This window comes from Mesorhizobium sp. CA6 (assembly GCF_020165035.1).
Classification (GTDB): Bacteria; Pseudomonadota; Alphaproteobacteria; order Rhizobiales; family Rhizobiaceae; genus Mesorhizobium.
In genome coordinates, this window is record NZ_JAIUHI010000009.1 from 239,827 (window position 1) to 264,387 (window position 24,561).

Consider the following 24,561-nt stretch of genomic DNA (forward strand, 5'->3'; position numbering starts at 1 on the left):
CGATCGACCTCAGCGGTTGAACATCTGGACCGAGCCGGCCTGGTAGCCGGAGCCAGGCGCCAGGAAGCGGCGGCGTTGCTCACGCCCCTGATCGACCGCGGCAGCACGTTCGGCCTCGGTCAGCGCCTGGGCGCGACCATTGGCGGCTACCACGGCGGTCAGATCCGCAAGCTGCTGGCCCTGAAGCGCAAGCAACTGGTTGCCAGCTTGCGTCGCCTGCAGCGCACCGGTCGCCGATTGGCTGGCCCCGACCAACGCCGACATCTGCGCGCGGGCGGTGTCGATGTTTGCGACGACGCCCGCCTGGACGCGCATTGCGTCCTGGAGACCGCCCACTGTGTTTTGCCAGCGCGAGCGCGCGTCCGTGACGAGTTGCTGGTCGGAAGCAGAGAGCGAGACGCTGCTGTATTGCTGCTGAAATGCCTTGTCGACCTGCTGGACGTCGAAGGCGATGTTCTGTGCTTCGCCGAGAAGCTGTTGTGTACGCTGCACCGACTGTTGCAGTTGCTGCAGCGAGGACAAAGGCAGGCTCGCCAGGTTGCGCGCCTGGTTGATCAGCATCTGGGCCTGGTTCTGAAGCGAGGTGATCTGGTTCGTGATCTGCTGCAGCGAACGCACAGCCGTCAGCACATTCTGGGAATAGTTCGATGGATCAAACACGATCAAGGCATGCGCTGGCGCAGTCATCATCGGCGCTGTCGGCGTGGCGAGCGTCGCCGCGACCACAAGAAGGACGCGCCGGCGGCTTTGACGAACAGTCATGGTTTGGAATCCTTTTCAGGTTCGGAAACGGTGAGGTTGGGAATGAGGTCGGCGGCCCAGCCGACCTCGCGGGCACGCAGCCAGGCCGACAGGAAACCGTCGCGGCCATGCTCGGCGATGATGCTGCCGATCAGGGCCTGATCGCTCTTGGAGGACGCACCGCAAAGCGCAAGCCCGACCTCGGACAGGCCGAGCTCGAAGAGACGGTTGCCGCGACGGGATTGGCAGTAATAATCGCGCTTGGGTGTGGCTCTGGCCAGGATCTCGATCTGGCGGTCGTTCAGGCCGAAGCGGCGATAGATGGCGGTAATTTGCGGCTCGATCGCGCGTTCATTGGGCAACAGCAGCCGGGTTGGACAGCTTTCGATGATCGCCGGCGCGATAGCCGAATTGTCGATGTCGGAGAGCGACTGGGTGGCGAAGACGACGCTGGCATTCTTCTTGCGGAGCGTCTTCAGCCATTCGCGCAACTGCCCGGCGAACGCGTCATCGTCGAGGGCAAGCCAGCCTTCGTCGATGATGAGCAGGGTCGGACGACCGTCGAGGCGGTCGCCGATGCGATGAAACAGATAGGACAGGACGGCCGGCGCGGCCGGCATGCCCACCAGGCCTTCGATTTCGAACGCCTGCACGGAGGCCTGGCCGAGGTGTTCGGCCTCTGCGTCGAGCAGCCGGCCGTTCGGGCCACCAACACAGTAAGGGCGAAGCGCCTGTTTCAGGTCATTGGCCTGCAGAAGCACGCTGAGCCCGGTGATGGTGCGCTCCTCGACCGGGGCCGAGGCGAGCGAGGTCAGCGCCGCCCAGATATGCTCCTTTGCGTCCGGCGTGATCTGGATGCCCTCTCGCGTCAGAATCGCGCGGATCCAGTCGGCCGCCCAGGCGCGCTCGTAGGCATCGTGAACGCGGGCGAGCGGCTGCAGCGCAACGGAAGCCTCCATGCCTTCGGTGAGAAGACCCCCGAGATCGTGCCAGTCGCCGCCCATGGCGAGCGTCGCCGCGCGGATCGAGCCGCCGAAGTCGAAGGCGAAGATCTGAGCCTTGCGGTAGCGGCAGAATTGCAGCGCCATCAACGCCAGCAGCACCGACTTGCCGGCACCGGTCGGGCCGACGACCAGCGTGTGACCGACGTCGCCGACATGAAGGACCAACCGGAACGGGGTCGAGCCCTCGGTCTTGCCGTAAAGCAAGGGAGGACCGACCAGATGCTCGTCCCGTTCCGGCCCCGCCCACACGGCAGAAAGGGGGATGATGTGGGCGAGATTGAGCGTCGAGATAGGCGGCTGGCGGACATTGGCATAGGCGTGCCCGGGCAATGAGCCGAGCCAGGCGTCGACGGCGTTGACGGTCTCGACAATGGCCGTGAAGTCGCGGCCCTGGATGATTTTCTCGACAAGCCGCAGTTTCTCGTCGGCCACGCGCGGGTCGCAATCCCATATGGCGACACTGGCGGTGACATAGGCCATGCCAGCCATGTCGGCGCCGAGCTCCTGCAACGCCGTGTCGGCATCGGCCGCCTTGTTGGCGGCGTCAGTGTCGAGGAGTGCTGATGCCTCGTTGGTCATCACCTCCTTTAGGATCGAGGCGATGCTCTTGCGCTTGGCGAACCATTGCCGCCGTATCCTGGTCAAAAGGCGGACAGCGTCGACCTTGTCGAGCAGGATCGCGCGCGTCGACCAGCGGTACGGGAAGGCCAGCCTGTTGAGGTCATCAAGCAGGCCGGGTGTCGTGGCGGTCGGGAAGCCGACGATGGTGAGCACGCGAAGATGCTTGTCGCCAAGCCGCGGTTCGAGCCCGCCGGCGAGCGGCTCGTCGGCCAGCAGCGCATCGAGATAAATTGGCGTCTCGGGGACCCGCACCGAATGACGCTTGGTCGAGATGGTCGAATGCAGGTAGGTCAGCGTTTGGCCGTCATCGAGCCAGTGGCATTCAGGCATGAAGCCGTCGAGCAGGGACAGCACGCGCTCAGTCCGGTCGACAAAAGCGCGGACGACCTCGCCCGGATCCGCGCCGGCCTGGTCGCGACCCTCATAAAGCCACCCCTCGGCGCGCCTGGCGTCTTCGGGCGGCGGCAGGAACAGGAATGTGAGAAAGTAACTCGATACGAAATGAACCCCCTCCTCGTCGAAGTCGGCTTTGCGCTCGGCATCGAGCAGGCCGGAGGCCGCATTGGGAAACTGGCTTTCGGGGTAAGAAGCCGCTTCGTGCCGCTGCGCTTCGACGAAGATGCTCCAGCCCGAGCCGAGGCGGCGAAAGGCATTGTTGATGCGCGACGCCACCGCAACAAGTTCCGCCGCTACGGCGGAGTCCAGATCGGGTCCGCGAAATCTCGCGGTGCGCTGAAGGCTGCCGTCCTTGTTAAGCACGACCCCGGGGGCGACGAGTGCCGCCCAAGGCAGAAAGTCGGCAAGGCGAGCAGCAGTCCGGCGGTATTCGGCAAGGCTCATCATGGCAGTGCCCTCAAACCGACAGATGCCCGGGCAGCCGCAGGTGCCGGCGGCCGACTTCGAAAAAAAGCGGATCGCGCCTGGCAGCCCATACCGCCGTAAAATGTCCGATTGCCCATATGAGAAGACCGACCAGCCAGAGCCGCAGCCCAAGACCGACAGCGCCCGCCAGCGTGCCATTCAGGATCGCGATTGCACGCGGCGCGCCCCCGAGCAGGATCTGCTCGGTGAGCGCCCGGTGCACCGGCACCGTCCACCCCGGCACAGCGCCGAGCTGTTCGAAAGCGGTCGTCATCAGATCAACGCTCCGCCGCCGAAAGAGAAGAACGAAAGGAAAAAGCTCGACGCCGCGAAGGCGATCGAAAGGCCGAAAACGATCTGGATCAGCCGCCTGAAGCCACCCGAACTGTCGCCGAAGGCCAGCGTCAGACCGGTGACGATGATGATGATGACGGCGATGATCTTGGATACCGGTCCTTCGACCGACTGCAGGATCTTCTCGAGCGGCTGTTCCCACGGCATCGAGGAGCCCGACGCAAGGGCGACCGGCGCGAGCATGAGATTGAAGGCAATGGCGGCGCTGGCCGCGGCCAGGCTGGCTTGGCAGCGCGAAGAAAGGCGGATCATGAAATGTCTCCTGTGTTGATCGGTGTGGCTTCAGCGATGCGATAGTCGCCATCGGGGCCCAGACCCTCGACCCTGACCAGTTCGACAAGCCGTCGCGCGGCGCCGCGTCCGGAGAGCACGGCTACAAGGCCGATGGTGTCGGCGATCAGCGCACGCGGGACAGTGACGACGGCCTCCTGGATCAGCTGCTCAAGTCGGCGCAGAGCGCCAATACCGGAGCCCGCATGAAGGGTGCCGATGCCACCGGGATGCCCGGTGCCCCACGCCTTCAAGAGGTCCAGCGCCTCGGCGCCGCGCACCTCGCCGATCGGAATGCGATCGGGCCGCAGGCGCAGCGAGGAACGAACCAGGTCGGAAAGCGTGGCAACGCCATCCTTGGTGCGCATCGCGACGAGGTTGGGGGCCGCGCATTGCAGTTCGCGGGTGTCTTCGATGATGACGACCCGGTCCGTCCCTTTCGCCACTTCGGCAAGCAGCGCGTTGGTCAGGGTCGTCTTGCCGGTCGACGTGCCGCCGGCAACGAGGATGTTTGCGCGGCCAGCAACCGCGCCGCGCAAAACAGCGGCGTGACAAGACGTCATGATGCCCGCCGCGACATAGTCATCGAGCGTGAAGACGGCGACCGCGGGCTTGCGGATGGCGAAGGCCGGCGCGGCGACCACAGGCGGCAGCAGGCCTTCGAAACGCTCACCGGTTTGCGGCAACTCGGCCGAGACGCGCGGGGAACGGGAATGGACCTCGGCACCGACATGATGGGCGACAAGCCGCACGATCCGCTCGCCAGCGGCAGGCGCCAGCATTTCGCCCGTATCGGCCAAACCTTCCGAAAGCCGATCGACCCAGATCCGGCCATCCGGGTTCAGCATGACCTCAATGATCGCGGGGTCGTCCAGGAAACGGGCGATGGCGGGCCCGAGCGCGGTGCGCAGCATACGCGAGCTGCGCGCGCGTCCTTCGGTATCGTTGTGCAAGATAGCCATGCTGTCCCCGTTTGGTGCGGGAACTCATCGAGCAGTTCCCGGTCGGGATAAGCAAAAGAGGCCTGAAGCAGCCCGATTCAACAGCTTTCGACCGCCGTCGTAGCGCAGCGAGTAAAAACCGGCGAACGGCGGCGCCGAGCTCAGGAAGCTTTAAGGCCAGCGTATCGCGGCGTTCCAACATCGGCAGAATGTGAACGCGCGCAATGGTACGTACATGTTTATTGACATATGACTCCCGCCGGGTTTATGAAATGGCCTGGCAGTGGCGGCGATCGCCCTTTCCACGGCGCGGAGGATTGTCATGCGGTTCGGTCCCGAGGGCTCGGTGTCGCGGCGCCAATCAGGCGTTTCAAAACATGCTCGAAACGCCCCGACGCTCGTTTCGCCGCGCCCCTTGACGGCAGGGGGCGGCGAAGCTTCATGAGCATGCTCGACATCTGGCTTGGGATCCTGCAAGGGCTGCGCATAACGGCAGCGGTCACCGCCTATGGCTTGGTCTTCGCGGTGCCCTTCGCGCTTGTTTTCGGCGTCGCGCAGTTTCTGACCACTGGCTTGACGCGCTTTCTGGTCACGGCAGTCATCGAATTCTGGCGCAGTTCGGCGGTCGTCGTCCTGCTCTTCGTCTTCTACTACGTTCTGCCGGTCATGGGGGTCACCCTATCGGCGATGACCGTCAGTGCATTGGTGCTCGGCCTCAATAGCGGCGGCTATGCCAGCCAAGCGGTGCGCGCCGGGCTCCAATCTCTTCCTGCCGGCCAACGCGAGGCTGGAATGGCGCTCGGCCTCTCTCGCCCCGCGATCCTGCTTCTGATCGAGCTGCCCCAGGCGTTGGTCGCCATGAGTCCCACATTCGTCAACAACCTTATTCAGCTGGTGAAGGCGACTTCCCTTGTCTCTTTGGTCACGCTGACGGACATGACCTTTCGCGCCAAAGAAATCTCGCAGACCGAATACGACCCGGTCGCGATCTATTCGGCGTTGCTGCTGGCCTTCTTCGTCGTCTGCTATCCAATCGCGCTCGCCGGCCGCTGGCTCGAGGCGCGGGTCAATCCCGAAAGAGGAGCGCCTCGTGGGATTTGACCTCGATTTCGCGCTCTCGACCATCCCGATCATAATCGGTGCGATCGGGACTACCCTGCTCGCCACGGTCTTGAGTTGCCTCGGTGCGTCGGCGCTTGGCTTCACTTTCGAAATGATGCGCCGCGGGGGCGGTGCGCCCGGCCTCGCCATGCGCTTCCTGATCGACTTCATCCGCTCGACGCCGGTCTTGGCCTGGCTCTATTTCCTGTATTTCGTCCTGCCCTTCTACGGGATCCGGCTTGGCGCCATGACGGTGGGCATATTGGGGCTAAGCCTGTACTACAGCGGTTATCTGGCGGAGGTGTTCAAGGCGGGCATCGACGCTATTCCGAGGGGCCAGCAGGAAGCAGCGAGAGCCTTGTCGCTCACCCGCCGCGACACCGTCATCTTCGTCATCGCACCGCAAATGCTGCGCAACATCGCCGCGCCCCTGGGCAACTACCTGGTTTCCATTCTTAAGGCGACGCCTTATCTCGCGATCCTGGCCGTGCCCGAAATGCTCGGGCGCGCCTTCGATATCGCTTCCGAGACCTATCGCTACGCGGAGCCGCTGACCGTCGCCGGCGTTCTGTTTCTCGCCCTGGCGCTGATCGTTTCTTATGGGGTGAAGCGCATGGAGAAGCTCCTGCTTGCGAGCGGGCGCCGCTGATGCTCGACCGACGCGCGCCTGCGACCTCGACGCTTCAATCCTCCCCGCTCGTGCGGATCGACGGTCTGAACAAGTGGTTCGGTGCCCTGCACGTTTTGAAAGACATCGATCTGAGCTTACGGCCGGGTGCGCGCGTCGTCGTGTGCGGACCCTCCGGGTCCGGCAAGTCGACATTGATACGCTGCATCAACGGTCTTGAGCGTTTCCAAAAGGGGACGATAGAGTTTGAAGGCAGAAGTCTGGGAAAAAGCGATCGCGATGCCGCGATGGCGCGCCGCCTGACAGGCATGGTGTTCCAAAGCTTCAATCTCTTCCCTCACCTCACCGTGCTTGCCAACTGCACGCTGGCGCTGCGCCGGGTCCTCTTGAAGTCGGCGCATGAGGCCGAAGAGATCGCCATGCGGCATCTGACGGCGGTGCACATCCCCGAAAAGGCGCGCGCCTATCCGGCCCAGCTGTCGGGCGGCCAACAACAGCGGGCGGCGATCGCGCGCGCTCTGTGCCTAGATCCCCGTATCATGCTGTTCGATGAACCCACCTCCGCGCTCGACCCGGAAATGATCAAGGAAGTGCTCGACGTCATGATCGCGCTCGCGAAAACCGGCGTGACCATGGTCTGCGTGACGCACGAAATGGGATTTGCCCGCGAAGTCGCGGATGAGATCGTTTTCATGGACCAAGGCAGCATCGTCGAGCACGCGTCTTCCAGTGATTTCTTCTCTGGAGCCGCTCACCCGCGCGCCAGGCTGTTCCTGGACACCATCCTGAGCCATTGAGAGCCGACACCTGGTGAACGTCACGCATGCAACCGCGGCGCGATCGGCAACATGACAACTGGATCGGCGCCGGAATCGCCGCGCGGACTACCAGTCCGGCGCGAACGCATAACCAGCAGAGCGGACGGTCCGGATCACATCGCTTCCCACAGATGCCCGAAGCCTTTTGCGCAACCTGGCAATATGAACGTCAACACCGCGTATATCGGTTGCGGCGGCGTGCTCAGGCCATGCGGTCGCGACCAGTTCCTCCCGGCTGAAGACCTTGCCAGGTTGCGCCAGAAGGCTGCGCAAAAGCTTGAATTCGATCGGCGGCATAACGATTTCTTTTTGCTTGAAGAAGGTCCGGTGGGTCTGTCGGTCCAAGCGGAAATCGCCCTGCACCAGATCGCCTGTCTTGGTTTCGCGCGAGAGCTTCGCGACACCTGCTTTGCCATGCAGCCAGGTCAAAAGCTGCTCGGGCGCGAACGGTCGCGAAAATATCTCGTCGACGCCCGCCTTGATAAGGTCCAGGTGCAGTTTGCCGGAACGAGGCGCGACCAAACCTGCAAGGGGCGTTGCTCTTGTCGCCTCGGACGACTTCAGCGACAGGCATTGCTTGGCGATTGCGCGGTCGCCCGGATGACAGTCCAGGATAACGGCAAGCGGCGTTTCGGCCTTAATGGTCCGCGCAACCTCCTTGTCAGCCGTGATCAGGCGGGTTTCGAAGCCGGCTGCGGAAAGGATGTGCCCGAAAACCAGAAAGAAATCCGGGTCGTTCGAAGAGATCAGGACCAGCGGCGTCATGAGTCCATCAACCCAATGCGGTGCATCATAGCGCTGACTACCGCGCAAATGGGCGCGATGACAATATCCTCTGGCGGGCGAGCCTTCAGCTGCCGGTGGCAATCAGCCTAGATTTTATCCGCAAGTATGACGCCGCTGATGCCGTAAGCGCGGCGCGTCTGCTCAATGGCCTCAGGCGTGACATCGATCAGCAGCGCGATGATATCGCCATCCGGATGCTCGAGAGCATTGCCGAGTTCGTAAAGCGTCCAGCCAAGCGCACGCAGGCGTTTCGGCCAGAATGTTTCGCACACCACGCTGATCTGTCGAATTCCCAGGCTTTGCGCCGTCTCAAGAAGGCCGCACAGAACAAAGCCGGCGATCGGCGACGACGTTCCGTGCGTGCGAAGCGATGGGACGACAAAAAAACGCGTCCATTCGAAAATTTCAGCCGCTCGCGGAGGCGTGCCGCCGGCGAGAACGGGGAAGACCTCGCTCATCAGATGCGGCTCCAGCGTCGGAACAAGACGGGAGCCGCCGACGATCCTGCCGTTGGTGTCGAGCGCCAGAACATAAAGCGTATGCTCGTTGTCGAATGCGTCGATCTCGATGTTGATGGGGCGGGCGACGGCGCGCCATCGTCTATGCTTGACGTAAATGTCGTACCGGATGCGAAAATAGCGCTCCAGCACTTTTCTATACTGCTTCCTGTTTTCCCAGGTGACCAGATGAATACGGACCATGTCGCCTCCAAAAGTGGAGGTCGTAGGAAAACACGCTTCGTGCCCGTATGATGGTATTCAGGTATTGCTAAATCTGGATTTCCTGTCGTCGCAGAGCTTTGACGATGGCATGCGAGACATTGGCTGCATCCAGCTTGCCTCGAATGTTGCGCTGATGGCTTTCAACTGTGTTCCTGGTGACGCCCAGGATGCAGGCGATGTCTTCGTTCGATTTGCCTTCGGCGCTCCACTCCAGGAGTTCGCGCTCGCGCGGCGTCAAGGGCGCGGCCTCTGCGCCCTGGGCGGATTCTTCCAGCCCTGACAGGCGTCGGAACGTATGCACGCAAAGCGTCTCGATGAACGGCACGACGCTCGGCGCTATTTCAATCCGATCGCCCGCTGCCGTGACGACGCCTGGGCCCGCCAGCGGCACGTGGACGGGAACACAGAGGCCTTGGCCCATTCCGAAATCCGCCGCTTCGTCCATCACCAGCTTTGCGCGCGCAACAAGCTTTGCCGGCGGCAGTTCCTCCCACAGGAACGGCTTCGACGAATGCCGGCACTGCGCGACGCAGGGATCATGCGAAAAGTAATCCTCTGACATGTAGCGAAGATACCACTCGGGCGGCCAACCATCGACCAGGATCTCTCGCTTCCAGTCGGTGTCGTGCGGCACCGGCAGGCCGGTGATCAGAAAATAACGCAGGCCATAACGCTCGATGGCAGAGCGGAACTCTTGGAGGATACCATCCACCGAGCACGCGGCATCGATCCTTGAGATCGCTGCAAACAACCCGACAAGACTATCGATCTCCATCGGCAGACCTCGACAAGAGTCAGGCCCCGTCCCGGCCAGAAACTTACGGTCACAGATGCGATATATTCAATGGGACTTGCGCCGAATGTACACTTCAGGAGTCAATTAGCTGGCACAAAGATAAAGAGCCTGAAAGCCGTATCAATGCTGGCTTAACAGACCGCGCTTCATTCCGCTGACTTTAGGGTCGTCTGCTTTGTCCCGCGGGCTGCTCGCCGATTCGATGGAACGGCCGCGATCAACTCTTGCGGCTCCACATCCAAAGCCTTCGCCAGGATCTCGACTGTATCCAGCGTGGCGTTTCGCCGACCGGCCTCGACGCTGCTGATATAGGCTCGCGTGCGGCCCGAAACGAAAGACAACTGCTCCTGAGACAGTTTTCTTTCTCTCCGTAGCCGCTGCACGTTCAAACCAAAAACGCCGCGAAGTTTCATCAAACAACGGATGCTACGACGCGCACTATGGTGCGACACACTATAGTGCACATTCCGCATTGACAGCGGTGCTGTTGGCTGTTTGAAACAACCAGCGAATTCATCGTTTCCTGACACAGGAATAGCCATGCCGAGCCGGCCGTTTCGCGACCTCGCGCACAACAGTTCCGTGCATTCCTCAGGCAACATTAGCCGACCCGGAAGGGAAGAAAGCCGGGTTCTGGAATTCGTCTGCATCCGATGCGGTGCCGCCTACCCCGCCGATATCACCATCGACTCCAAAGGGTGCGCGCGGTGTCAGGAGACCGCACCCGCAAATCTTCGGCCGGTTTATTCGGATCCTCCCCCTCATCCTCTGGACGGCGCGACCGCCTCGCGCTCGCTATGGCGTTTTGCGCATATGCTGCCTTGCACAGCCGCGGATGCAGTGAGCCTTGGCGAGGGTTTGACACCGTTGCTTGCCGCGCCTCGCATCGGCGCGCTTCTCGGCGTGCCCAACCTCGCAATCAAGGACGAAGGCCGGAACCCGACCTGGTCGCATAAGGACCGCTTCTCGACCGTCGCGGTCAGCGTGGCGCGCGCACGTGGCGCGAAGACCGTTGCGACCGCGTCTTCTGGCAACGCCGGCGCCTCGCTGGCGGCCTACGCTTCCAGAGCCGGGCTGAAGTGCGTTGTCACTACTTTCGCCGGGTCGGCCGGCGCGATGCTGGCGCAGATCCGAAAATATGGCGCGACGGTGCTGCCCTTGGTCAACAAAATGGACCGATGGTCGCTGCTGGAACAGGCGGCTGCCCGCTATGACTGGTTCATCGCCTCGCCCTATCACGGTCCGGTCGTCGGCAGCCATCCGCTCGGCATCGAGGGCTACAAGACGATCGCCTACGAGATCGTCGAGCAATCGGATGGCGCGGCGCCGGACTGGTGCGTCCTGCCGGTCTGCTATGGCGATGCGTTGTCCGGCCTGTGGGCGGGTTTTTGCGAGTTGTACGCCCAAAGGACCATCACGCAGCTGCCCCGTCTCGTCGCCGCGGAGGTGCACGGGTCGTTGGCGGACGCCCTTGCCAGCGGTGCCGATGCCTTGAGTGAGCGCAAGATGCTCTTCGACAGTCTTGCCGTATCGATCGGCACGCCGCGCAGCACGTTCCAGGCTTTGAAGGCTCTGCGCGAATCCGGCGGGCACGCGGTCCCCGTCGACAATCATGACCTGATCGCGATGCAGGAACGCCTTGCGCGCGACGAAGGAATCTTTGCCGAACTGGCATCGGTTACGCCGCTGATCGCCATATCGACGTTGAAGGACCAAGGGATCATCGCAGCCACCGACCGCGTCGTGGCTGTTGTGACCGCCAGCGGTCTCAAGGACCTCGATCGGTCCACTGAATCGAACGGACACGATCGAATCTTCCGGACGACCCAAGACGCCTGGCGCTGGCTCGACAAAAGCGGGTTGGATCTCGCCTCATAGATTCTCCACCGCACCGATAGCCGACGGCACCGCACTTGCTGCCTGGGTTTTGAGCACATCGTCGAGACTGCGCCGCAGCCAAAGAAAGCGCGTCCATTGCGTCTCTGCCGCCGGTGCGATTGTCGTCAGCGTCCTCGGCTCAGACGGTTCCTTGCAGGGCCAGCCAGGCAGGGTCGCAAGCCAGTCGTCATTGTAGACGGTCTCGGCATGGCGATGGCCTTCGTCAGGCATGATGACCGCGACCTGTGCGTCCGGAAGGGTCGTTGCAACCCATCGCGCCACCAACGCGGCGGCGCCGCTGGTCGGCCCCATGAAGATGCCATGCTCGCGCAGCAAACGGTGCGCGCTCAGATACGCCGGATAGGCGCCGACCCAATGAATCTCGTCGACAAGCTCATGCCTGACGTTTTTCGGCAGAACGCTGTTGCCCAGGCCCCGCAGCATGCGTTTGCCGACGGGCTGCCCGAACAGAATGCTGCAATGGGTATCGACGGCAAACACCGTCAGATGGGGAAAGACCGTTCGCAGAAAGGACGCGGTGCCGCATAGCGAACCGCCCGTCCCGACGCAGCCGACCAGACAATCGACCTTTCCCATTGCCCGGATGAAAAGTTCAGCCAGCCGCGCATAGGCAAGCCAGTTCCCCGGACTGTCGTATTGGCGGGTCCAGAAGCCGTCCGGCTCCGTGGCCAGGATTTCCTGCAGGCGCTCGAGCCGACCAGGCTGATTGCCGTCGCCGCGTGGATCGTCGAGCGCTATGACCGTGGCGCCGATGCGCTCCAGCCGGGCTTTGTATTTGGCATCGATAAGCGTCGAAGCGGTGACGAGGGTAAGGCGATAGCCACGCGCCGCCGCGAGCAGCGCCACCGCCATGCCGAACGTGCCGGACGTCGTCTCGACGATGTGGGAGCCTGCCTTCAATTCGCCATTCGACGCAGCCCGATCCAGAATGTAGCGGGCCGGCATCAGCTTCATCAACGGAAAAGCCGCCGCCACCAGATTTGGCGCCAGGCGAGCAAGGCGTGGGGTCTCAAGGTCCCTGAAATAGTCGACTGCGAGGGTCACCATGTCCAGCCCTCCGCATTGACCAGATGGACCTCGACGTCCTTGAAGCCGGCGCGTCTTATCTGTTGTGCGGTCAAAGCTGCCCGTCGCTTCAGGTTCGATGCGAAAAGATCGAAAATCAGACCAAACAACGAGCCGCTATGGGCGACTTGCACCCCGCAGGCCCCGGCTCGCCTGGCGATTTCGGCGATCTCGTCGAACCGTTGTTTCGGCAAGTGCCGTTGACTGATCACGGCGCTGGCCGAGGCGGCGCGTCCGAGAAGATTTGGGTCCTGACGGTAAACCGCGCGCGCCACCAGCGCCCGAAGCACGCCGAATTCCTGGATTTCGGCACTGTCGTAGCGCGCCGGCGGCAGCTGCAATGTGTCGACCGGGACGCCGCCATTCGCCTTGAACCCGACCAGTAGCAGCGGCGGCAGCGAGCCGCCGAAATTCTCGATCACCGTGCCCTCGCGTTGCGCGAACAGGACCGCATGCTCATCGAATGCGATCGCGTCGCTGGCGCGCTCGGCGGCAACGGCGAGACGCCCGATGCTCGAGGGCCGCAACTGGACCTTGAGGGCTGCGGCCACAGCGCGAATGGAAGCGACGACGTCCGCGGTCGATGAGCCGTAGCCGTGCCCCACGGGAATCGAGCTTTGAAGTGTCAGCACGCCACCACCGGTCACATTCAAGAAATCGAGTGTGAGCCGCGCGGCTGCCGAAGCCTTGATCTTATGATCGGGGTGGACAATGACCGCATCGCCGTCGGTTCTGGCAAAGGTCGCCTCGGACCTCAAAGCGGAGATCGGCAGCGTGACCAGCCCGCGATGAAGGCGCCCGCCATCATCCTTGAAGACGCCCTGGATGAGCTCGCCGTGATGCGCAATCGCCGCCCCCGTCCCGATCGCAGACCGCAGCGTTTCACGGCTCACAAGATTGCCGGCGCCAGCCATTTTCATCTCCCCCGCGCTTTCTCGCAGCGGAGGAAGATGGCGCTGACGGGTCAGGCCCGCTCTCAATGAATTCCGGCATTGACGGCTTCCTGTCGAACGAGCCGGCCGGGAGGCGGGGGATCGATCGTCAGGCGGCGGAGCCGAGGTGCCTCAGCGGCCGGCCAACCGAAACCGCTTGCGCTGCAGCCATGATACCTTGCGCATCGATCCCGTAATGCCGGTAGAGATCGGCGATCGTACCAGTCTGGCCGAAATGCTCGACGCCCAAAGCGCGTGTACGGTGGCCATGGACCGACCCCAGCCAGGCGAGCGTCGCGGGGTGCCCGTCCAACACCGTCACGATGGCGCAGGACGCCGGAAGACCGGCAAAAAGGCGCTCGACATGACTTGAAGCGCGTGGATGGCCGTACTGGCGCGCCCGGGCCGCGGCTGACCAGCCGGCGTTCAGCCGATCGGCCGAGGTCACGGCCAGAAGCCCGACATCGCGCCGATCGCCGGCCAGCAATCCCAGCGCCTGTATCGCTTCCGGCCCGACTGTGCCGGAATAAGCTATCACCAGGTCGGCGTTTGGCCCGGGCGGGCGCAGCCAGTAGGCGCCATCGACGATGTCGCGCGCCAGCTTACTTTCCATCGGGCGTGTCGGCTGCTCGATCAAGCGCGTCGAGAGCCTCAAGTAGACCGAACCTCCGGTCTGATCTCGCAGCCAGGTATGGTCGTCAGGCTCGGCTTCGCCGGTACGCTGCATGTAGTCGAATGCCCAACGCAGGATGATTGCCAGTTCATCGACATAGGCAGGCTCGAACGTCGCCAGACCGTCCTGCGCCATGCCGATCAGCGGCGTGGCGATCGATTGATGCGCTCCGCCTTCTGGAGCCAGCGTCACACCGGAGGGCGTCGCCGCCAGGATAAAGCGGGCGTCCTGGTAACAGGCATAGTTGAGCGCGTCGAGGCCGCGCTCGATGAAGGGATCATAGAGCGTGCCAACCGGAAGCAGTCGCTCGCCGTGGAGCGAGTGCGATAACCCGAGCGCCGAAAGCATGGTGAAAAGGTTCATCTCCGAGATGCCCAGTTCGATATGCTGTCCCGACGGCGCAAACGTCCAGTTGAAGGTGGAGGGAATGCGCTCCTGGCGGAAAATGTCCGCCTGGTCGCCGCGCGCGAACAGACCCCGTTTGTTTACCCAGGCGCCGAGATTGGTCGAGACGGTGACGTCGGGGGATGTCGTGACGACACGGCTCGCAAACTCGCTGTCCGATTTTGCGATCTCGTGCATCAAAAGCCCGAAACCTTGTTGTGTCGACATGGCCGGCTGAGCGCCGAAGCCGATGCGCGCTGGCACCGGAACAGCTGGGGCTTTGTGACGACGCGGGGCTGGCTGCGCAAAAGGCGACGACGCGAGGAAGGATCGTATCGCAGCCTCGTCATAGGCAAGGCCCTCGAAAATGTCCCATTCGCGGCCCTCGCGGACTCCCATGCCTTGCCGCAGCACGTCGACCTGCGCCGGTGTCATCAGTCCGGCGTGGTTGTCTTTGTGGCCGGCGAGCGGCAGGCCAAAGCCCTTGATCGTATAGGCGATGAAGCAGGTCGGACGATCATGTCCGCGCGCTTGCTCGAAGGCATCGATGATGCTCGCCAGATCGTGGCCGCCGAGATTTGCCATCAGGGCCGCAAGCTCATCGTCGCTGCGCTTCTCGATCAGACGGCTGACCGGTCCTTGATCGCCCAGATCGTCCAGCAGGCGCCTGCGCCAGGCAGCGCCGCCCTGGAAGGTCAGCGCGGAATAGAGCTGATTGGGGCATGCATCGATCCAGGTCCGCAGCTTTTCGCCGCCCTTTTCCTCGAAGGCGGCCTGTTGCAACGTCCCATGTTTCAGGATCACCACATCCCAGCCGAAGTTGCGAAAGATGGATTCGAAACGCTGCCACAGGCCTTCGCGCACTACCGCGTCGAGGCTCTGCCTGTTGTAATCGACGACCCACCACGTGTTGCGCAGGCCATGCTTCCAGCCCTCGAGAAGCGCCTCGAAGATATTGCCTTCATCCATTTCGGCGTCGCCGAGCAGGGCCACCATCCGGCCTTCCGGCCGATCGGTCTTCCAGCCTTTTGCCGTGACATAATCCTGGACCAGGGACGAGAACAGGGTCTGCGCCACGCCCAGTCCAACCGACCCGGTCGAGAAATCGACGTCGTCGATATCCTTGGTTCGGGACGGATAAGACTGCGCGCCGCGATAGCCACGAAAATTCTGCAGCTGCTCAACCGTCTGCTTGCCGAACAGATATTGGATGGCATGGAATACCGGGCTGGCATGCGGCTTGACGGCGACGCGGTCCTGCGGCCTCAGGATCTGGAAATAGAGCGCCGTCATCAAGGTCGACGCGGACGCCGACGACGCCTGGTGGCCGCCGACCTTGAGGCTGTCCGTCGACGCCCGAAGATGATTGGCGTGATGAATCATCCAGACGGCCAGCCAGAGGACCTTGCGCTCAAGCTCGGAAAGGATCGTCATTGTCGGCTCCTGTGAAATCGCGGCTCAACGATACCTGCGTCGATCTTCCGAATGTGACTATTCTTGCCCAAACCGATCGATCATATTGGCTGCTCCAGCCAATAACGATGCCCAAACGAGGGAACGATGCCAAATCCAGCGCTTGACGCAATCGACCTGAAGATCATCGCCGCGCTGCAGAAGAACGCCAAGGCGACTTCGAACGACCTCGCCCAAGCCGTCGGTCTGTCGCCCTCGCCTTGCGCGCGGCGCGTCAGGCTCCTGGAGAACGCCGGCGTCATCAAGGGCTACACCGTGGTCGTCGACCAGAAGAAGCTCGGCCTGCCGATCAGCGCTTTCGCGTCGATCAAGCTCGAACGGCAACGCGAGGACGATCTCGACCGTTTCTCGCAAGCCGTGCTGCGCTGGCCGGAGGTTGTCGACTGCTATCTGATGACCGGCCAGCGCGACTACCTGATGCGCATCGTGGTGCGCGACCTCGAGGCCTATGAGCGGTTCATCAAGGACAAGCTGACGCGGCTGGACAACATCGCTTCGATCGAAAGCAGCTTTGCCCTGGGCCAGGTCAAGCGCTCGGAAGTGCTGCCCATCTGATCGGCCGGGTATTCCGCGACGGCCACCGCGGCAACTGACGCGAGGTTCGGCACCCCTCACCTACCCCGATGGCATTTCACCCGCGGGTGCATGCCCCTCGTGCCACACGCGAGATCTGCGGCAATCCCCATTTCGGCCTTGCCGACACATGTCAAACAAATTTGCCAAGTGCCGACAGGTACTCCGTTACCCGACGTTCAAGCTACGCTGGGCACCATCAAGACTCCGACTGCCGTGGTTGTAAGGGACGTCGGCCAAGCACGCTTTATTTCGCTGCTCGATAAGAATCGGAAAGCGCTTCTTCACTTCGACGTAGGCTTCCACGCCGCTTTGTTCTCCGCCACCTCCAGGATTGCCGTTGGATAGCCTATCGCAAAGTGTCGGCCCAGGCGCTGCGAGGCTCGCTCAAATTTTAGTGGCGCGTGGCAATCTGCTCCGTGTGGCCCCGCAGTTCGGTCGCCAGCCTCCCCGGATGAATCGCGGGTTGTACAGGAACGCAAAGCAATCCAAGCGCTTTCCAAATTGACAAGCGGTCGAATTGCTTTGCTTGCGGTGATGCCGACTGTCAATTTTTGGCGTCGCGATGATATGCTTACTACGGGCGACATAGGCGGTCAGCGATCATCAAGGGTAGTCTGCTTCCAAGCGGCGAAGACCGCCGCTAGTCACGGAAATCCGTAACCTTCATTGAGCGCTCGGTTGCGCATGCAGTGATAGGCTCAACCTTGCCAGCTTTTCTCCATGCTCGTTGCGGATTTCGATGAACAACTCCTGGCCATTGAGGTCCTTAAGGAATTCTCTCGTCAGGTCTACCAGACCTTCTATGGCCTGATGACGCGCGCTCCCGATCCCATCGCATTCGATGCCTACCTCATCCTTGAGGACAACGTCGCGATCACCGCTATCAAAGAAGTATCTCGCCATCGCACCAGCTCGCCATCAGAATGTTGTTGCGGTCCTTTGATGCAAGTAGGTGGCGTCAAAATCTCCGGCTCGGACGAGCCCGGCCCAATCAACAGCATGAAATCGGGTGCCCTCGGTAAATATCAGCCCATTGCGTCGTAGCTCCTGAAGCACTCGGTTCACGTGGACGGTTGACAGGCCCAACGCGTCGGCAAGGGCCGCCTGCGTGACCGGGAGATTGGCTACATGATCTTTGATAACCCCCATCGAGTGAAGGCGAACGATCAGTTCGCACAATATGTGAGCCATACGAGTATAGGCGTCGCGCCTTCCAACGTTGGTAACCCATTCTCGGTATATTGCTGCGTCGATCAGCGTCGAGCGCCAAAATATAGCGGCTATGGAGGCATGTCGGTCGCAGATGGCTCGCATGGCATCATGCCGCATGAAGCCCAGACTGGCGCGCGCGAGCGATGAAAAGGTGCAGTCCAGAACCGAGAGATGCATACCGTGCAGATCGGGAATATCTCCCGGAACAAAGAAGGACGTGATCTGCCGTTTGCCGTCGCCGGTAAGCTTGGTGGATCCCACCAAGCCTTCCAAGACCACAAATGAATGGGTGGGTCGCTCGCCCTCGCGTACAATATCCTCGTTTGCACGACACTCCCTCTTTGAAAGCGGAATGCCTTCTAAAATAGCTATATCTGACTGGGTCAGATGGGAGATGTTCTGAAGCTTACGGATCAAAACGTTCGGGGAAAGGACATGTGCCAAGTTGGGTGACCGGGTTGAGTTGCGTACCGAACCGGGATCAGGCGCTAATGTTCCATTTTGGCGGGCGGCTTTGCTGCCAAGCGCGAGCTTGGCGAGATGTCCTACGAGCGCAGTCTGGGCGGCCTCGGCTTGTTGGTGATGGCTTTGGCCTCTCGGACGAGCGAAGACCAATTCGTGCCGAGTAGTGAGACCAACTCTCGCGCTTGTTGCCTCGGTAATGCCGGTTTCTTCCAGAAGCCTCTGCACGAGGTCGCGGCCCCGCGGTATCGGCTTAAGCGTGGCTCCAGGAGGCGTGACCCCAAACCGGGTTCAACGATACCCTTTGATATTCGTTACGCTCTATGCTGTTGATTTTTAAAGGGTGCTTGCTGCACAATTCCAAGCGCCTGATTGGCTTTTGTTAAGCGGGCGACCAGATGAAACTGTTTTTCTTTGCCCCCGATGCCTACCTAGGGTGCCGCTCAAGGCCGATTGGACAGCGGGGCTGAACGACGTCAGTAAATTCCCACCGCAATGATCAGCATGATACCGATAACCGCCAAGGCCATGACCGTGATCATTGCGGCTTCAAATAGGTCGCCGCCGTTTCTTACGTGGTTTGTCATGCTCCGACCCGCGCGTCCGCCCAATCTCTTTCTAAGCTGAGTGCTAAGCCGAAGTCAGTTCCTGCGGAATCACAATTGTTAGCAGTAGCTAAAAATGATTCGAAGTGGCCTGAGGTGTTGAAGCCGGTGCCGTTAGAGAGACGAGCAGCGAGGACGGGAACAAGCCCGCCTCGGATCGGGCAGGCCTCGTCATGTGCAGATGCAAGGAGCTACACGCGAGTATTAATCGCCGAAGAGGTCACTTGACACTGACTATTTGCGACAGGGTAGCGTCGAGCCTTTCGACCTTGAGGTGACAGGCTATGGCTCGGATTGGTTACGCTCGCGTCAGCACGGTTGATCAGGACCTCGAAACGCAACTCGCCAAGCTAAAAGCTGAAGGGTGCGAGGTCACTCGGTCAGAGAAGGTGTCGGGCGGCAGCCGCGACCGCCGCGCCGAACTGGCAACCGTTCTAGAGTTCCTCCGCCCCAGGGATGAATTGATGGTGACGCGCCTAGACCGGCTTGGCCGCGACACGCGTGACGTCCTCAACGTGATTTACGAATGCGAGCAGAAGGGCGCGTTCGTGACCGTGCTCGACCCGCACGTGTCAACGCGGGGAGAAATGGGTCATATCGTGCTTACCGTGCTTGGTATGGTCGCTCAGATGGAGCGTCGGTTCATCAAAGAACGACAGCGCGATGGCATCGAGCAGGCCAAACGCGAAGGCGTATATAAGGGCGGCAAACAGCGCCTGGCTAGAGGGCAGGTGCTGGCTCTTCGTGATCAGAACCATAATCCGACGCAAATTGCGAAGTTGGTGGGTTGCTCGCGGATGCAGGTTTATCGAATTCTGAATGAGCATGGGACGGCAAGATAGGCGACGCGCCGCCCGCTTCGGATTTAGTTATTTCTGGCTGGCAATCCCAAGTGAATTCGCTAGATAAGTCCATCCCTAATGACCAGGAGCTATTACGTGGCAGACGAAGTTTCGAACACACAGGCTGTGTTGATGGGCCTAACCGCGGATATCGTTTCGTCTTATGTCAGCAAGAACGCAGTGCCAGTCGCTTCGCTGCCTGACCTGATCCAAAGTGTGAATTCGTCGCTCGCGAAGGTCGGACAACCGGTTGTGCCCGAGAAGCCAATTTATACTCCAGCGGTAAACCCGAAGCGGTCTGTATTTCCTGACTACATCATTTGCCTTGAGGACGGAAAGAGGTTCAAATCATTGAAGCGCCACATCGGCGTGCACTACGGCCTGACGCCCGATGAGTATCGGGAGAAGTGGGGCTTGGCTCGCGACTATCCTATGGTGGCACCCAACTACGCTGCGCAGCGCTCCGCTCTGGCGAAGTCAAGCGGGCTCGGTCGAAAGGTCGGCACCAAACCGACGAAAAAAACTTCAGCCAAGCGCGGGACAAAATGAAAGCGCTCTTCGTCACACTACTTCAGTTGGTGGGGGGCTCCCTCATAGCTGCCGCTTTCCTTCAATGGGTCACATTTGAGTACCCCAACATTAATCCATTCGCCCGGGCGCGATCTTCGCGCCCGGGGTGCTATCGCAGCTGTTCAATTGGATCCTTGTCTGTCTTCTTGGCAGTACCGGAGTAGTTCTGATCGGCTTTGCTCGCAGCTGCGGCAGAGGCGATATAGCTAGCCGCTCAAAGTCACCTTCGCGGGATGTTATGATTCGCCTCGTGGCGTGGGCGGTAACGCGTCGAGCAACCGAGACACTTCCGGCTTCAGCTCACGTCTTTGGCCCGCCGTGTTTCCCAGCTGGGCGGGCTAGGCACCGCAGTAGCTCGGAACCAGTTCTTCAAGTCTTCGAGCGAAACCGAGGGAGACCATCTCTCAGTTTCACGACCGGACGGCGATCTCCACGGGCAGCGGGGAGCGCTGGTTCTGCAGCGAAGGCTGATGGCCGTCCAAAGGGTGCCGAAAGGCACGCCGGTAGCACCCACCGCGGTCCTAAACAGCTGCACAGGCGACCTTGGTTCCTCTGACGGCCAGCGAGCATCGTCAGATTAGGGGTGTGTGGTCGAGCTTTGTGGGCCATCAACTCAACACCAGCCCGGCCACCAAAACGTGACGATAGGAATTCCGTCGCTACGGCGTCAATCCTCGACAGGTGGCCCGTTCAGGGCGACCTCGGCCGTTAGCCTAGCCTGAATGAGCTTCGCCTCTCGCATGAGCGAGTTCCAATTCAAACCGATCAGGAGGGCAAGTTCGTAAGCTTGCGCCTCGGCAATGCCGGTTTCTCGAATGAGCTTCTGGACGAGCGGGGTCTTCTGATTTTCGTCTGACATCGGCTGGCTCTCTCCGGCTGGCTCTCTCCGCCTCCCAGCGGGCGCAACTTCCGAATTGGGAATTCCGTTCCCTAAAAGTTGAGGGAAAGAAAAAAGCCCGGCAGGGCTGCCGGGCTTAGAGCTTGGGCGTTTGCAGCGCCGGGGACTAAACGCGGGGGCGTTGGGGTGCCGCTGCAACGGGTGTGATTTGGCCATATCGGCAAAATCGGGTCAATCCGCATTCGCGAGGAAATGCAGTGGGCGCAATCCAGCCCTACGAGCTTGCGTCGTCTGTTTTCTCGTCCCGCCGGTCCAGCGCCTCTAACAATTCAGTGAAAGACGTCGGCAGCGTCGGTTCGACGTCCAATCCCAACTGGTTGCGCAAATTTCGGCGGTGGTGTTCCGAAGTGATCAACTGCCGGAAGGCTCGAGCAGACGCGCTAATGATGGACATTCAGTAGGGCATCCAATCGGGACCCTCAAGGACGAAACTCGATCGAGAGGGAATCGTTCCAAGAACCGGATTGTTCATGGAGACGCATTTATTCGTGCAGGTCGAAGGCGATGAACCGGCCCAACAGTATGGCCTCGTACATGATGAATTCGGTAAGTTGGCAATCGCTCTCACGGAGTCCGGCACCGACTCGGCGGACGGCAGCGATGGTTTCTTTGATCGAGACCGTTTCGCCAAACGGCGCACTTAGGAGCGCTGCATGGACAAGCTCTTTAGCGGTGCTCGCCCGCCTAGGATCGGCCTGAACGTCCACCAGCCCAACTCCACCCCTAAAACCCAAGCGCTTATCCTTGGGTCAAGGCCTACAGAAATCAACAAAAAATCTGTGTGAATAGGGTGAGGGTCGGGACTGTCTACCCGGCAGCCCGGCCCTTGAAGCCCACCGCGCAAAGTCTTGGGAGGACAGCGACCGGCGGACCTACAATTCAGGATAGTAACATGGTGGCCGACGAGAAAGAGGGTCGGCCGCTTAGCGCAACGACCGGCCCTCTTTCAGCAAAGCCTCGCAGCAGCGTCAGGAGAGACGAGGTGGGTGAGGGGACAGACACCAGTTAGCTGCAGGCTCTACGATTAACTATAGCACATATTAGCTTGCGCTGATAATCACCTTTTTGGAGAATGGACGGGAAAGTGACGAGCCAAAAAGCCGTCGCCCGACCTTGCTGGCGCTTACTGTGGCACGGCATACTGAGCGCGAGCCCGCAAAACCCAAGGGTTTCACGGTAACAGTTTCCTTAACGAGTTTGTATCTCCGGGCTGGACATTGGCGAGAGCTGTCGAATCGACTCCACAGTTTGACCATGCGGCCTATCGCCAATGGGAAACGCCCACCACAGAAATGCCACAACCCAAGCACCCGAATTCTTCCACCTCGGCGGGATAAAAAGCAATCAACTTTTGGGGTCTGCGCTTTCCACAGCTGGTCCCCCGATGGCGGCCGGAAGATTTCTGGCCACCCGAGCTTCCTGAAACACACCATGCTAGAAATGAAATCTTCAGGATAGTTTGACAGGCTCGCGCTTTGCGGAGCTCCGAAAGGCTTCGAGTTGAGGATCAGGAGAAGCTTAAGGCCTATCGACTTGTCAGACCTCATGCACCTCGATGCGCAGGATGACCCTGCCTTAAGTGCCGAAGTTGACCGACTTCTGGCGCGCCGAACGCGCGACATCCGCCTCAAAGGTGAGGTCAGGCGTCTGTTTCGGGCACGGGTCTGGTCGCAAACGGCGAAGATCATCCGCGCCTGGATGATCTGGGTGGCCTTGTTGGACGTGCTGACGCTGGCGCTCAACATGCTGATGCTCCCAAGCGCAATCGCGCAGTCCATGCTCCTGCCCGGAGCCATTATCCCCCCTGCCGTCATCGCAGTGGTACTCGTATGGCGGAAGCCGCGCCCTTCCTGGCTCGAAGGGGGTTCGCTGATTACAGGTATGTTCCTGATTTTGCTGTCGGTAGCCTTGGTCGGCGTAGCCGCTGGCGGCGAGTTCTATGAACGGCAATTGAACGTCATGCTGTTCGTAGCCATTACAGCCATCATCATCTTCGGCATCCCGCTGGTCTGGACGGTCGCGATCGCGGCGCTGGCGCTGGGACTGTATCTCGTGTTTCAGGTGCAGAATCCGGCCATTGAGCATGGCAGCGCGATCGATGGAACGCTGTTCTTCGCCAGCGGTATCTTCGCGACGGTTGCAGCCCGGCGCATCATGACAATTCTCGCTCAAAAGACTTTCCTGTTTGAGCTTCGCGACCGGCGCAGGGTCACCGAATTGGCCAAAGCGAACGACCGGCTGGAACTGCTGGCGAAGACCGATCCGCTCACAGGCATCGCCAACCGGCGCTGGATGACGGAAACGCTCGACCATCTGTGGGGAACCGACCAACGCTGCCTCGACGGGGCCGCGATGCTGATGTGCGACATTGATCACTTCAAGAAGCTGAACGATCACCTCGGCCATGCCGAGGGCGATCGCTGTCTGGTGGGGGTCGCCAACATTATCCAGGAAAACGTCAGGCGCGATCGAGATCATGTTGCCCGCTACGGTGGGGAAGAGTTCCTCGTGCTGCTGCCCGGGGTGACAGAGGAAGAGGCTGTCTCAGTGGCTGAACGGGTTCGTAAGAGCGTTGAGGCCGCCGCTTTGCCCAACCCAGGATCGCGCGTCTCGCGCAGCGTCACTCTCAGCATTGGAGTTGCAGTTCAGACCGCTGACGAAGCCATTTCACCGGAGCAGCTACAGGGTAAAGCGGACGCCGCACTCTATTTGGCCAAGCAAACCGGCCGAAACCGAGTGCTGCTCCACACACCCGACCCAGCGGGACGTAAACATATTCGCTCGACACGGTGATGCTCTCGAGCGGGTCCGCGATGGGCCGTTCCGGAATATGTTGGCATTTCAATTTACGTGAGTTGAATGTGCGTATTCATCATGGCTAAGCCAAGCGCCGCTCGGTGACCTGCAACGCGCGGCTCGCAGCATTGGCGAACTTCTTGCAGGTGCTCAAAGCAACGACAGGAGAATGTTATGGCCAGCGTCTTCGGAAAACTTGCTAAAACTTTCGCGGCTGGTGCTGTCATCGCGATCATGTGCGTGTCGGCAAATGCAGCCGGAATTGGCGTCAGCGCATCAGTCGGCGGCAGTGGAGGTGTTAATGCCGGGGCTGGGGCCTCCTTGGGCGGCTCCAACGGGTGAACGCCGGGCTCGGTGCCTCCATTGGCGGATCAGGTGGTGCCAATGCCGGAGCTGGTGCTTCCGTAGGCGGCTCTAATGGGGTGAACGCAGGCGCTGGGGCGACAGTGGGCGTGCGAGCGGCGTCACGGCTGGCTTAGGCGCTACGGTAGGCGGCACCAGTGGGACGGGCATCGGAGTTGGTGTTGGGGT

At 61.1% G+C, this 24,561-nt stretch carries 24 protein-coding genes; 8 read left to right on the forward strand and 16 right to left on the reverse strand.

The genetic code is table 11. The annotated features are described in order from the left end of the window. Positions 1 to 9: 9 nt before the first annotated feature. From trbJ to trbB, 5 genes are read right to left on the reverse strand one after another with little or no spacing between them, the layout of a single operon-like run. The gene (trbJ, locus tag LB526_RS16195; protein WP_224628434.1) at positions 10 to 762 is read right to left on the reverse strand and encodes a P-type conjugative transfer protein TrbJ; all 753 of its coding nucleotides are present in this window, start codon (positions 760 to 762) and stop codon (positions 10 to 12) included. Next, on the reverse strand, positions 759 to 3,209 hold the full coding sequence (gene trbE, locus LB526_RS16200; RefSeq protein WP_224628435.1) for a conjugal transfer protein TrbE: 2,451 nt from the start codon (positions 3,207 to 3,209) through the stop codon (positions 759 to 761). The genes trbJ and trbE overlap by 4 nt, the downstream gene beginning before the upstream one ends. 10 nt (positions 3,210 to 3,219) lie before the next feature. Continuing rightward, positions 3,220 to 3,501, reverse strand: coding sequence for a VirB3 family type IV secretion system protein (locus LB526_RS16205; protein WP_224547826.1), 282 nt, complete (start codon positions 3,499 to 3,501; stop codon positions 3,220 to 3,222). Beyond that, a complete protein-coding gene (locus tag LB526_RS16210) occupies positions 3,501 to 3,833 on the reverse strand; it encodes a TrbC/VirB2 family protein (RefSeq protein ID WP_224628436.1) in 333 nt (110 codons plus the stop codon). Before LB526_RS16210 ends, LB526_RS16205 begins: the two co-directional genes overlap by 1 nt. Then, positions 3,830 to 4,813 (reverse strand): P-type conjugative transfer ATPase TrbB, encoded by a 984-nt coding sequence (gene trbB / locus LB526_RS16215; RefSeq protein WP_224604911.1) that lies wholly within the window; start codon positions 4,811 to 4,813, stop codon positions 3,830 to 3,832. Before trbB ends, LB526_RS16210 begins: the two co-directional genes overlap by 4 nt. 420 nt (positions 4,814 to 5,233) lie before the next feature. Here trbB and LB526_RS16220 point away from each other — a divergent pair, with 420 nt between their 5' ends. From LB526_RS16220 to LB526_RS16230, 3 genes are read left to right on the forward strand one after another with little or no spacing between them, the layout of a single operon-like run. Beyond that, entirely contained in the window at positions 5,234 to 5,893 is a 660-nt protein-coding gene (locus LB526_RS16220; RefSeq protein ID WP_224628437.1) for an amino acid ABC transporter permease, read from the forward strand. Then, on the forward strand, positions 5,883 to 6,542 hold the full coding sequence (ehuD, locus tag LB526_RS16225) for an ectoine/hydroxyectoine ABC transporter permease subunit EhuD (protein WP_224628438.1): 660 nt from the start codon (positions 5,883 to 5,885) through the stop codon (positions 6,540 to 6,542). The genes LB526_RS16220 and ehuD overlap by 11 nt, the downstream gene beginning before the upstream one ends. After that, positions 6,542 to 7,318 (forward strand): amino acid ABC transporter ATP-binding protein, encoded by a 777-nt coding sequence (locus LB526_RS16230; protein WP_224628439.1) that lies wholly within the window; start codon positions 6,542 to 6,544, stop codon positions 7,316 to 7,318. The genes ehuD and LB526_RS16230 overlap by 1 nt, the downstream gene beginning before the upstream one ends. Before the next feature lie 87 nt (positions 7,319 to 7,405). Here LB526_RS16230 and LB526_RS16235 read toward each other — a convergent pair whose 3' ends face one another. The 4 genes from LB526_RS16235 to LB526_RS29725 form a co-directional block, all read right to left on the reverse strand. Next, entirely contained in the window at positions 7,406 to 8,104 is a 699-nt protein-coding gene (locus tag LB526_RS16235) for a winged-helix domain-containing protein (RefSeq protein WP_224628440.1), read from the reverse strand. Positions 8,105 to 8,211: 107 nt separating this feature from the next. Continuing rightward, on the reverse strand, positions 8,212 to 8,775 hold the full coding sequence (locus LB526_RS16240) for an acyl-homoserine-lactone synthase (RefSeq protein WP_318013270.1): 564 nt from the start codon (positions 8,773 to 8,775) through the stop codon (positions 8,212 to 8,214). Between the two features lie 118 nt (positions 8,776 to 8,893). Beyond that, positions 8,894 to 9,622 carry a LuxR family transcriptional regulator gene (locus LB526_RS16245; protein ID WP_224628442.1) on the reverse strand — a complete coding sequence of 243 codons (729 nt, stop codon included), beginning with the start codon at positions 9,620 to 9,622 and terminating at the stop codon, positions 8,894 to 8,896. Between the two features lie 167 nt (positions 9,623 to 9,789). After that, complete coding sequence (locus tag LB526_RS29725) at positions 9,790 to 10,293, reverse strand: helix-turn-helix transcriptional regulator (protein WP_318013271.1); 504 nt, start codon at positions 10,291 to 10,293, stop codon at positions 9,790 to 9,792. Between LB526_RS29725 and LB526_RS16255 the strand changes: the two genes are divergently transcribed. Beyond that, positions 10,184 to 11,521, forward strand: a complete 1,338-nt coding sequence (locus LB526_RS16255) for a threonine synthase (RefSeq protein WP_224628444.1) — start codon at positions 10,184 to 10,186, stop codon at positions 11,519 to 11,521. The two genes, LB526_RS29725 and LB526_RS16255, sit on opposite strands and share 110 nt — an antisense overlap. Here LB526_RS16255 and LB526_RS16260 read toward each other — a convergent pair. From LB526_RS16260 to LB526_RS16270, 3 genes are all read right to left on the reverse strand, one after another. Continuing rightward, complete coding sequence (locus tag LB526_RS16260) at positions 11,516 to 12,589, reverse strand: PLP-dependent cysteine synthase family protein (protein ID WP_224628449.1); 1,074 nt, start codon at positions 12,587 to 12,589, stop codon at positions 11,516 to 11,518. The genes LB526_RS16255 and LB526_RS16260 overlap by 6 nt on opposite strands. Next, positions 12,583 to 13,521: a kinase gene (locus LB526_RS16265; protein ID WP_318013272.1), complete on the reverse strand. Its 939-nt coding sequence runs from the start codon at positions 13,519 to 13,521 to the stop codon at positions 12,583 to 12,585. The genes LB526_RS16260 and LB526_RS16265 overlap by 7 nt, the downstream gene beginning before the upstream one ends. A 127-nt stretch (positions 13,522 to 13,648) precedes the next feature. Then, positions 13,649 to 16,030, reverse strand: a complete 2,382-nt coding sequence (locus LB526_RS16270) for a transketolase (protein ID WP_224628455.1) — start codon at positions 16,028 to 16,030, stop codon at positions 13,649 to 13,651. A 126-nt stretch (positions 16,031 to 16,156) separates the two neighbouring features. Here LB526_RS16270 and LB526_RS16275 point away from each other — a divergent pair, with 126 nt between their 5' ends. After that, entirely contained in the window at positions 16,157 to 16,624 is a 468-nt protein-coding gene (locus LB526_RS16275; RefSeq protein ID WP_224628456.1) for an Lrp/AsnC family transcriptional regulator, read from the forward strand. 684 nt (positions 16,625 to 17,308) lie between these two features. On the opposite strand, the gene LB526_RS16280 is transcribed toward LB526_RS16275, so the two are convergent. Both LB526_RS16280 and LB526_RS16285 read right to left on the reverse strand, forming a co-directional pair. Then, complete coding sequence (locus tag LB526_RS16280) at positions 17,309 to 17,548, reverse strand: DUF6894 family protein (RefSeq protein ID WP_140695510.1); 240 nt, start codon at positions 17,546 to 17,548, stop codon at positions 17,309 to 17,311. Positions 17,549 to 17,563: 15 nt separating this feature from the next. After that, on the reverse strand, positions 17,564 to 18,547 hold the full coding sequence (locus tag LB526_RS16285; RefSeq protein ID WP_224628457.1) for a Crp/Fnr family transcriptional regulator: 984 nt from the start codon (positions 18,545 to 18,547) through the stop codon (positions 17,564 to 17,566). Positions 18,548 to 19,208: 661 nt separating this feature from the next. Here LB526_RS16285 and LB526_RS16290 point away from each other — a divergent pair. Further along, positions 19,209 to 19,766, forward strand: coding sequence for a recombinase family protein (locus LB526_RS16290; RefSeq protein WP_224628459.1), 558 nt, complete (start codon positions 19,209 to 19,211; stop codon positions 19,764 to 19,766). A 78-nt stretch (positions 19,767 to 19,844) separates the two neighbouring features. Next, positions 19,845 to 20,315 (forward strand): MucR family transcriptional regulator, encoded by a 471-nt coding sequence (locus tag LB526_RS16295; RefSeq protein ID WP_411967652.1) that lies wholly within the window; start codon positions 19,845 to 19,847, stop codon positions 20,313 to 20,315. A gap of 688 nt (positions 20,316 to 21,003) precedes the next feature. Here LB526_RS16295 and LB526_RS16300 read toward each other — a convergent pair. Together LB526_RS16300 and LB526_RS16305 are read right to left on the reverse strand one after the other, a co-directional pair. Further along, positions 21,004 to 21,195 (reverse strand): hypothetical protein, encoded by a 192-nt coding sequence (locus LB526_RS16300; protein ID WP_224604962.1) that lies wholly within the window; start codon positions 21,193 to 21,195, stop codon positions 21,004 to 21,006. Between the two features lie 521 nt (positions 21,196 to 21,716). After that, the gene (locus LB526_RS16305) at positions 21,717 to 21,941 is read right to left on the reverse strand and encodes a hypothetical protein (protein ID WP_224604965.1); all 225 of its coding nucleotides are present in this window, start codon (positions 21,939 to 21,941) and stop codon (positions 21,717 to 21,719) included. An 838-nt stretch (positions 21,942 to 22,779) separates the two neighbouring features. Between LB526_RS16305 and LB526_RS16310 the strand changes: the two genes are divergently transcribed. Then, positions 22,780 to 24,027, forward strand: coding sequence for a GGDEF domain-containing protein (locus tag LB526_RS16310; protein WP_224628501.1), 1,248 nt, complete (start codon positions 22,780 to 22,782; stop codon positions 24,025 to 24,027). Positions 24,028 to 24,561: the final 534 nt, after the last annotated feature.

Bases quoted from the DNA above. Each gene is read 5' to 3' on its own strand.
- trbJ (WP_224628434.1), bottom strand. From the start codon at position 762: ATGACTGTTCGTCAAAGCCGCCGGCGCGTCCTTCTTGTGGTCGCGGCG.
- trbE (WP_224628435.1), bottom strand. From the start codon at position 3,209: ATGATGAGCCTTGCCGAATACCGCCGGACTGCTGCTCGCCTTGCCGAC.
- LB526_RS16205 (WP_224547826.1), bottom strand. From the start codon at position 3,501: ATGACGACCGCTTTCGAACAGCTCGGCGCTGTGCCGGGGTGGACGGTG.
- LB526_RS16210 (WP_224628436.1), bottom strand. From the start codon at position 3,833: ATGATCCGCCTTTCTTCGCGCTGCCAAGCCAGCCTGGCCGCGGCCAGC.
- trbB (WP_224604911.1), bottom strand. From the start codon at position 4,813: ATGGCTATCTTGCACAACGATACCGAAGGACGCGCGCGCAGCTCGCGT.
- LB526_RS16220 (WP_224628437.1), top strand. From the start codon at position 5,234: ATGAGCATGCTCGACATCTGGCTTGGGATCCTGCAAGGGCTGCGCATA.
- LB526_RS16230 (WP_224628439.1), top strand. From the start codon at position 6,542: ATGCTCGACCGACGCGCGCCTGCGACCTCGACGCTTCAATCCTCCCCG.
- LB526_RS16235 (WP_224628440.1), bottom strand. From the start codon at position 8,104: ATGACGCCGCTGGTCCTGATCTCTTCGAACGACCCGGATTTCTTTCTG.
- LB526_RS16245 (WP_224628442.1), bottom strand. From the start codon at position 9,622: ATGGAGATCGATAGTCTTGTCGGGTTGTTTGCAGCGATCTCAAGGATC.
- LB526_RS16255 (WP_224628444.1), top strand. From the start codon at position 10,184: ATGCCGAGCCGGCCGTTTCGCGACCTCGCGCACAACAGTTCCGTGCAT.
- LB526_RS29725 (WP_318013271.1), bottom strand. From the start codon at position 10,293: ATGCAGACGAATTCCAGAACCCGGCTTTCTTCCCTTCCGGGTCGGCTA.
- LB526_RS16260 (WP_224628449.1), bottom strand. From the start codon at position 12,589: ATGGTGACCCTCGCAGTCGACTATTTCAGGGACCTTGAGACCCCACGC.
- LB526_RS16265 (WP_318013272.1), bottom strand. From the start codon at position 13,521: ATGGCTGGCGCCGGCAATCTTGTGAGCCGTGAAACGCTGCGGTCTGCG.
- LB526_RS16270 (WP_224628455.1), bottom strand. From the start codon at position 16,030: ATGACGATCCTTTCCGAGCTTGAGCGCAAGGTCCTCTGGCTGGCCGTC.
- LB526_RS16275 (WP_224628456.1), top strand. From the start codon at position 16,157: ATGCCAAATCCAGCGCTTGACGCAATCGACCTGAAGATCATCGCCGCG.
- LB526_RS16280 (WP_140695510.1), bottom strand. From the start codon at position 17,548: ATGGCGAGATACTTCTTTGATAGCGGTGATCGCGACGTTGTCCTCAAG.
- LB526_RS16290 (WP_224628459.1), top strand. From the start codon at position 19,209: ATGGCTCGGATTGGTTACGCTCGCGTCAGCACGGTTGATCAGGACCTC.
- LB526_RS16295 (WP_411967652.1), top strand. From the start codon at position 19,845: ATGACCAGGAGCTATTACGTGGCAGACGAAGTTTCGAACACACAGGCT.
- LB526_RS16300 (WP_224604962.1), bottom strand. From the start codon at position 21,195: ATGTCAGACGAAAATCAGAAGACCCCGCTCGTCCAGAAGCTCATTCGA.
- LB526_RS16310 (WP_224628501.1), top strand. From the start codon at position 22,780: ATGCACCTCGATGCGCAGGATGACCCTGCCTTAAGTGCCGAAGTTGAC.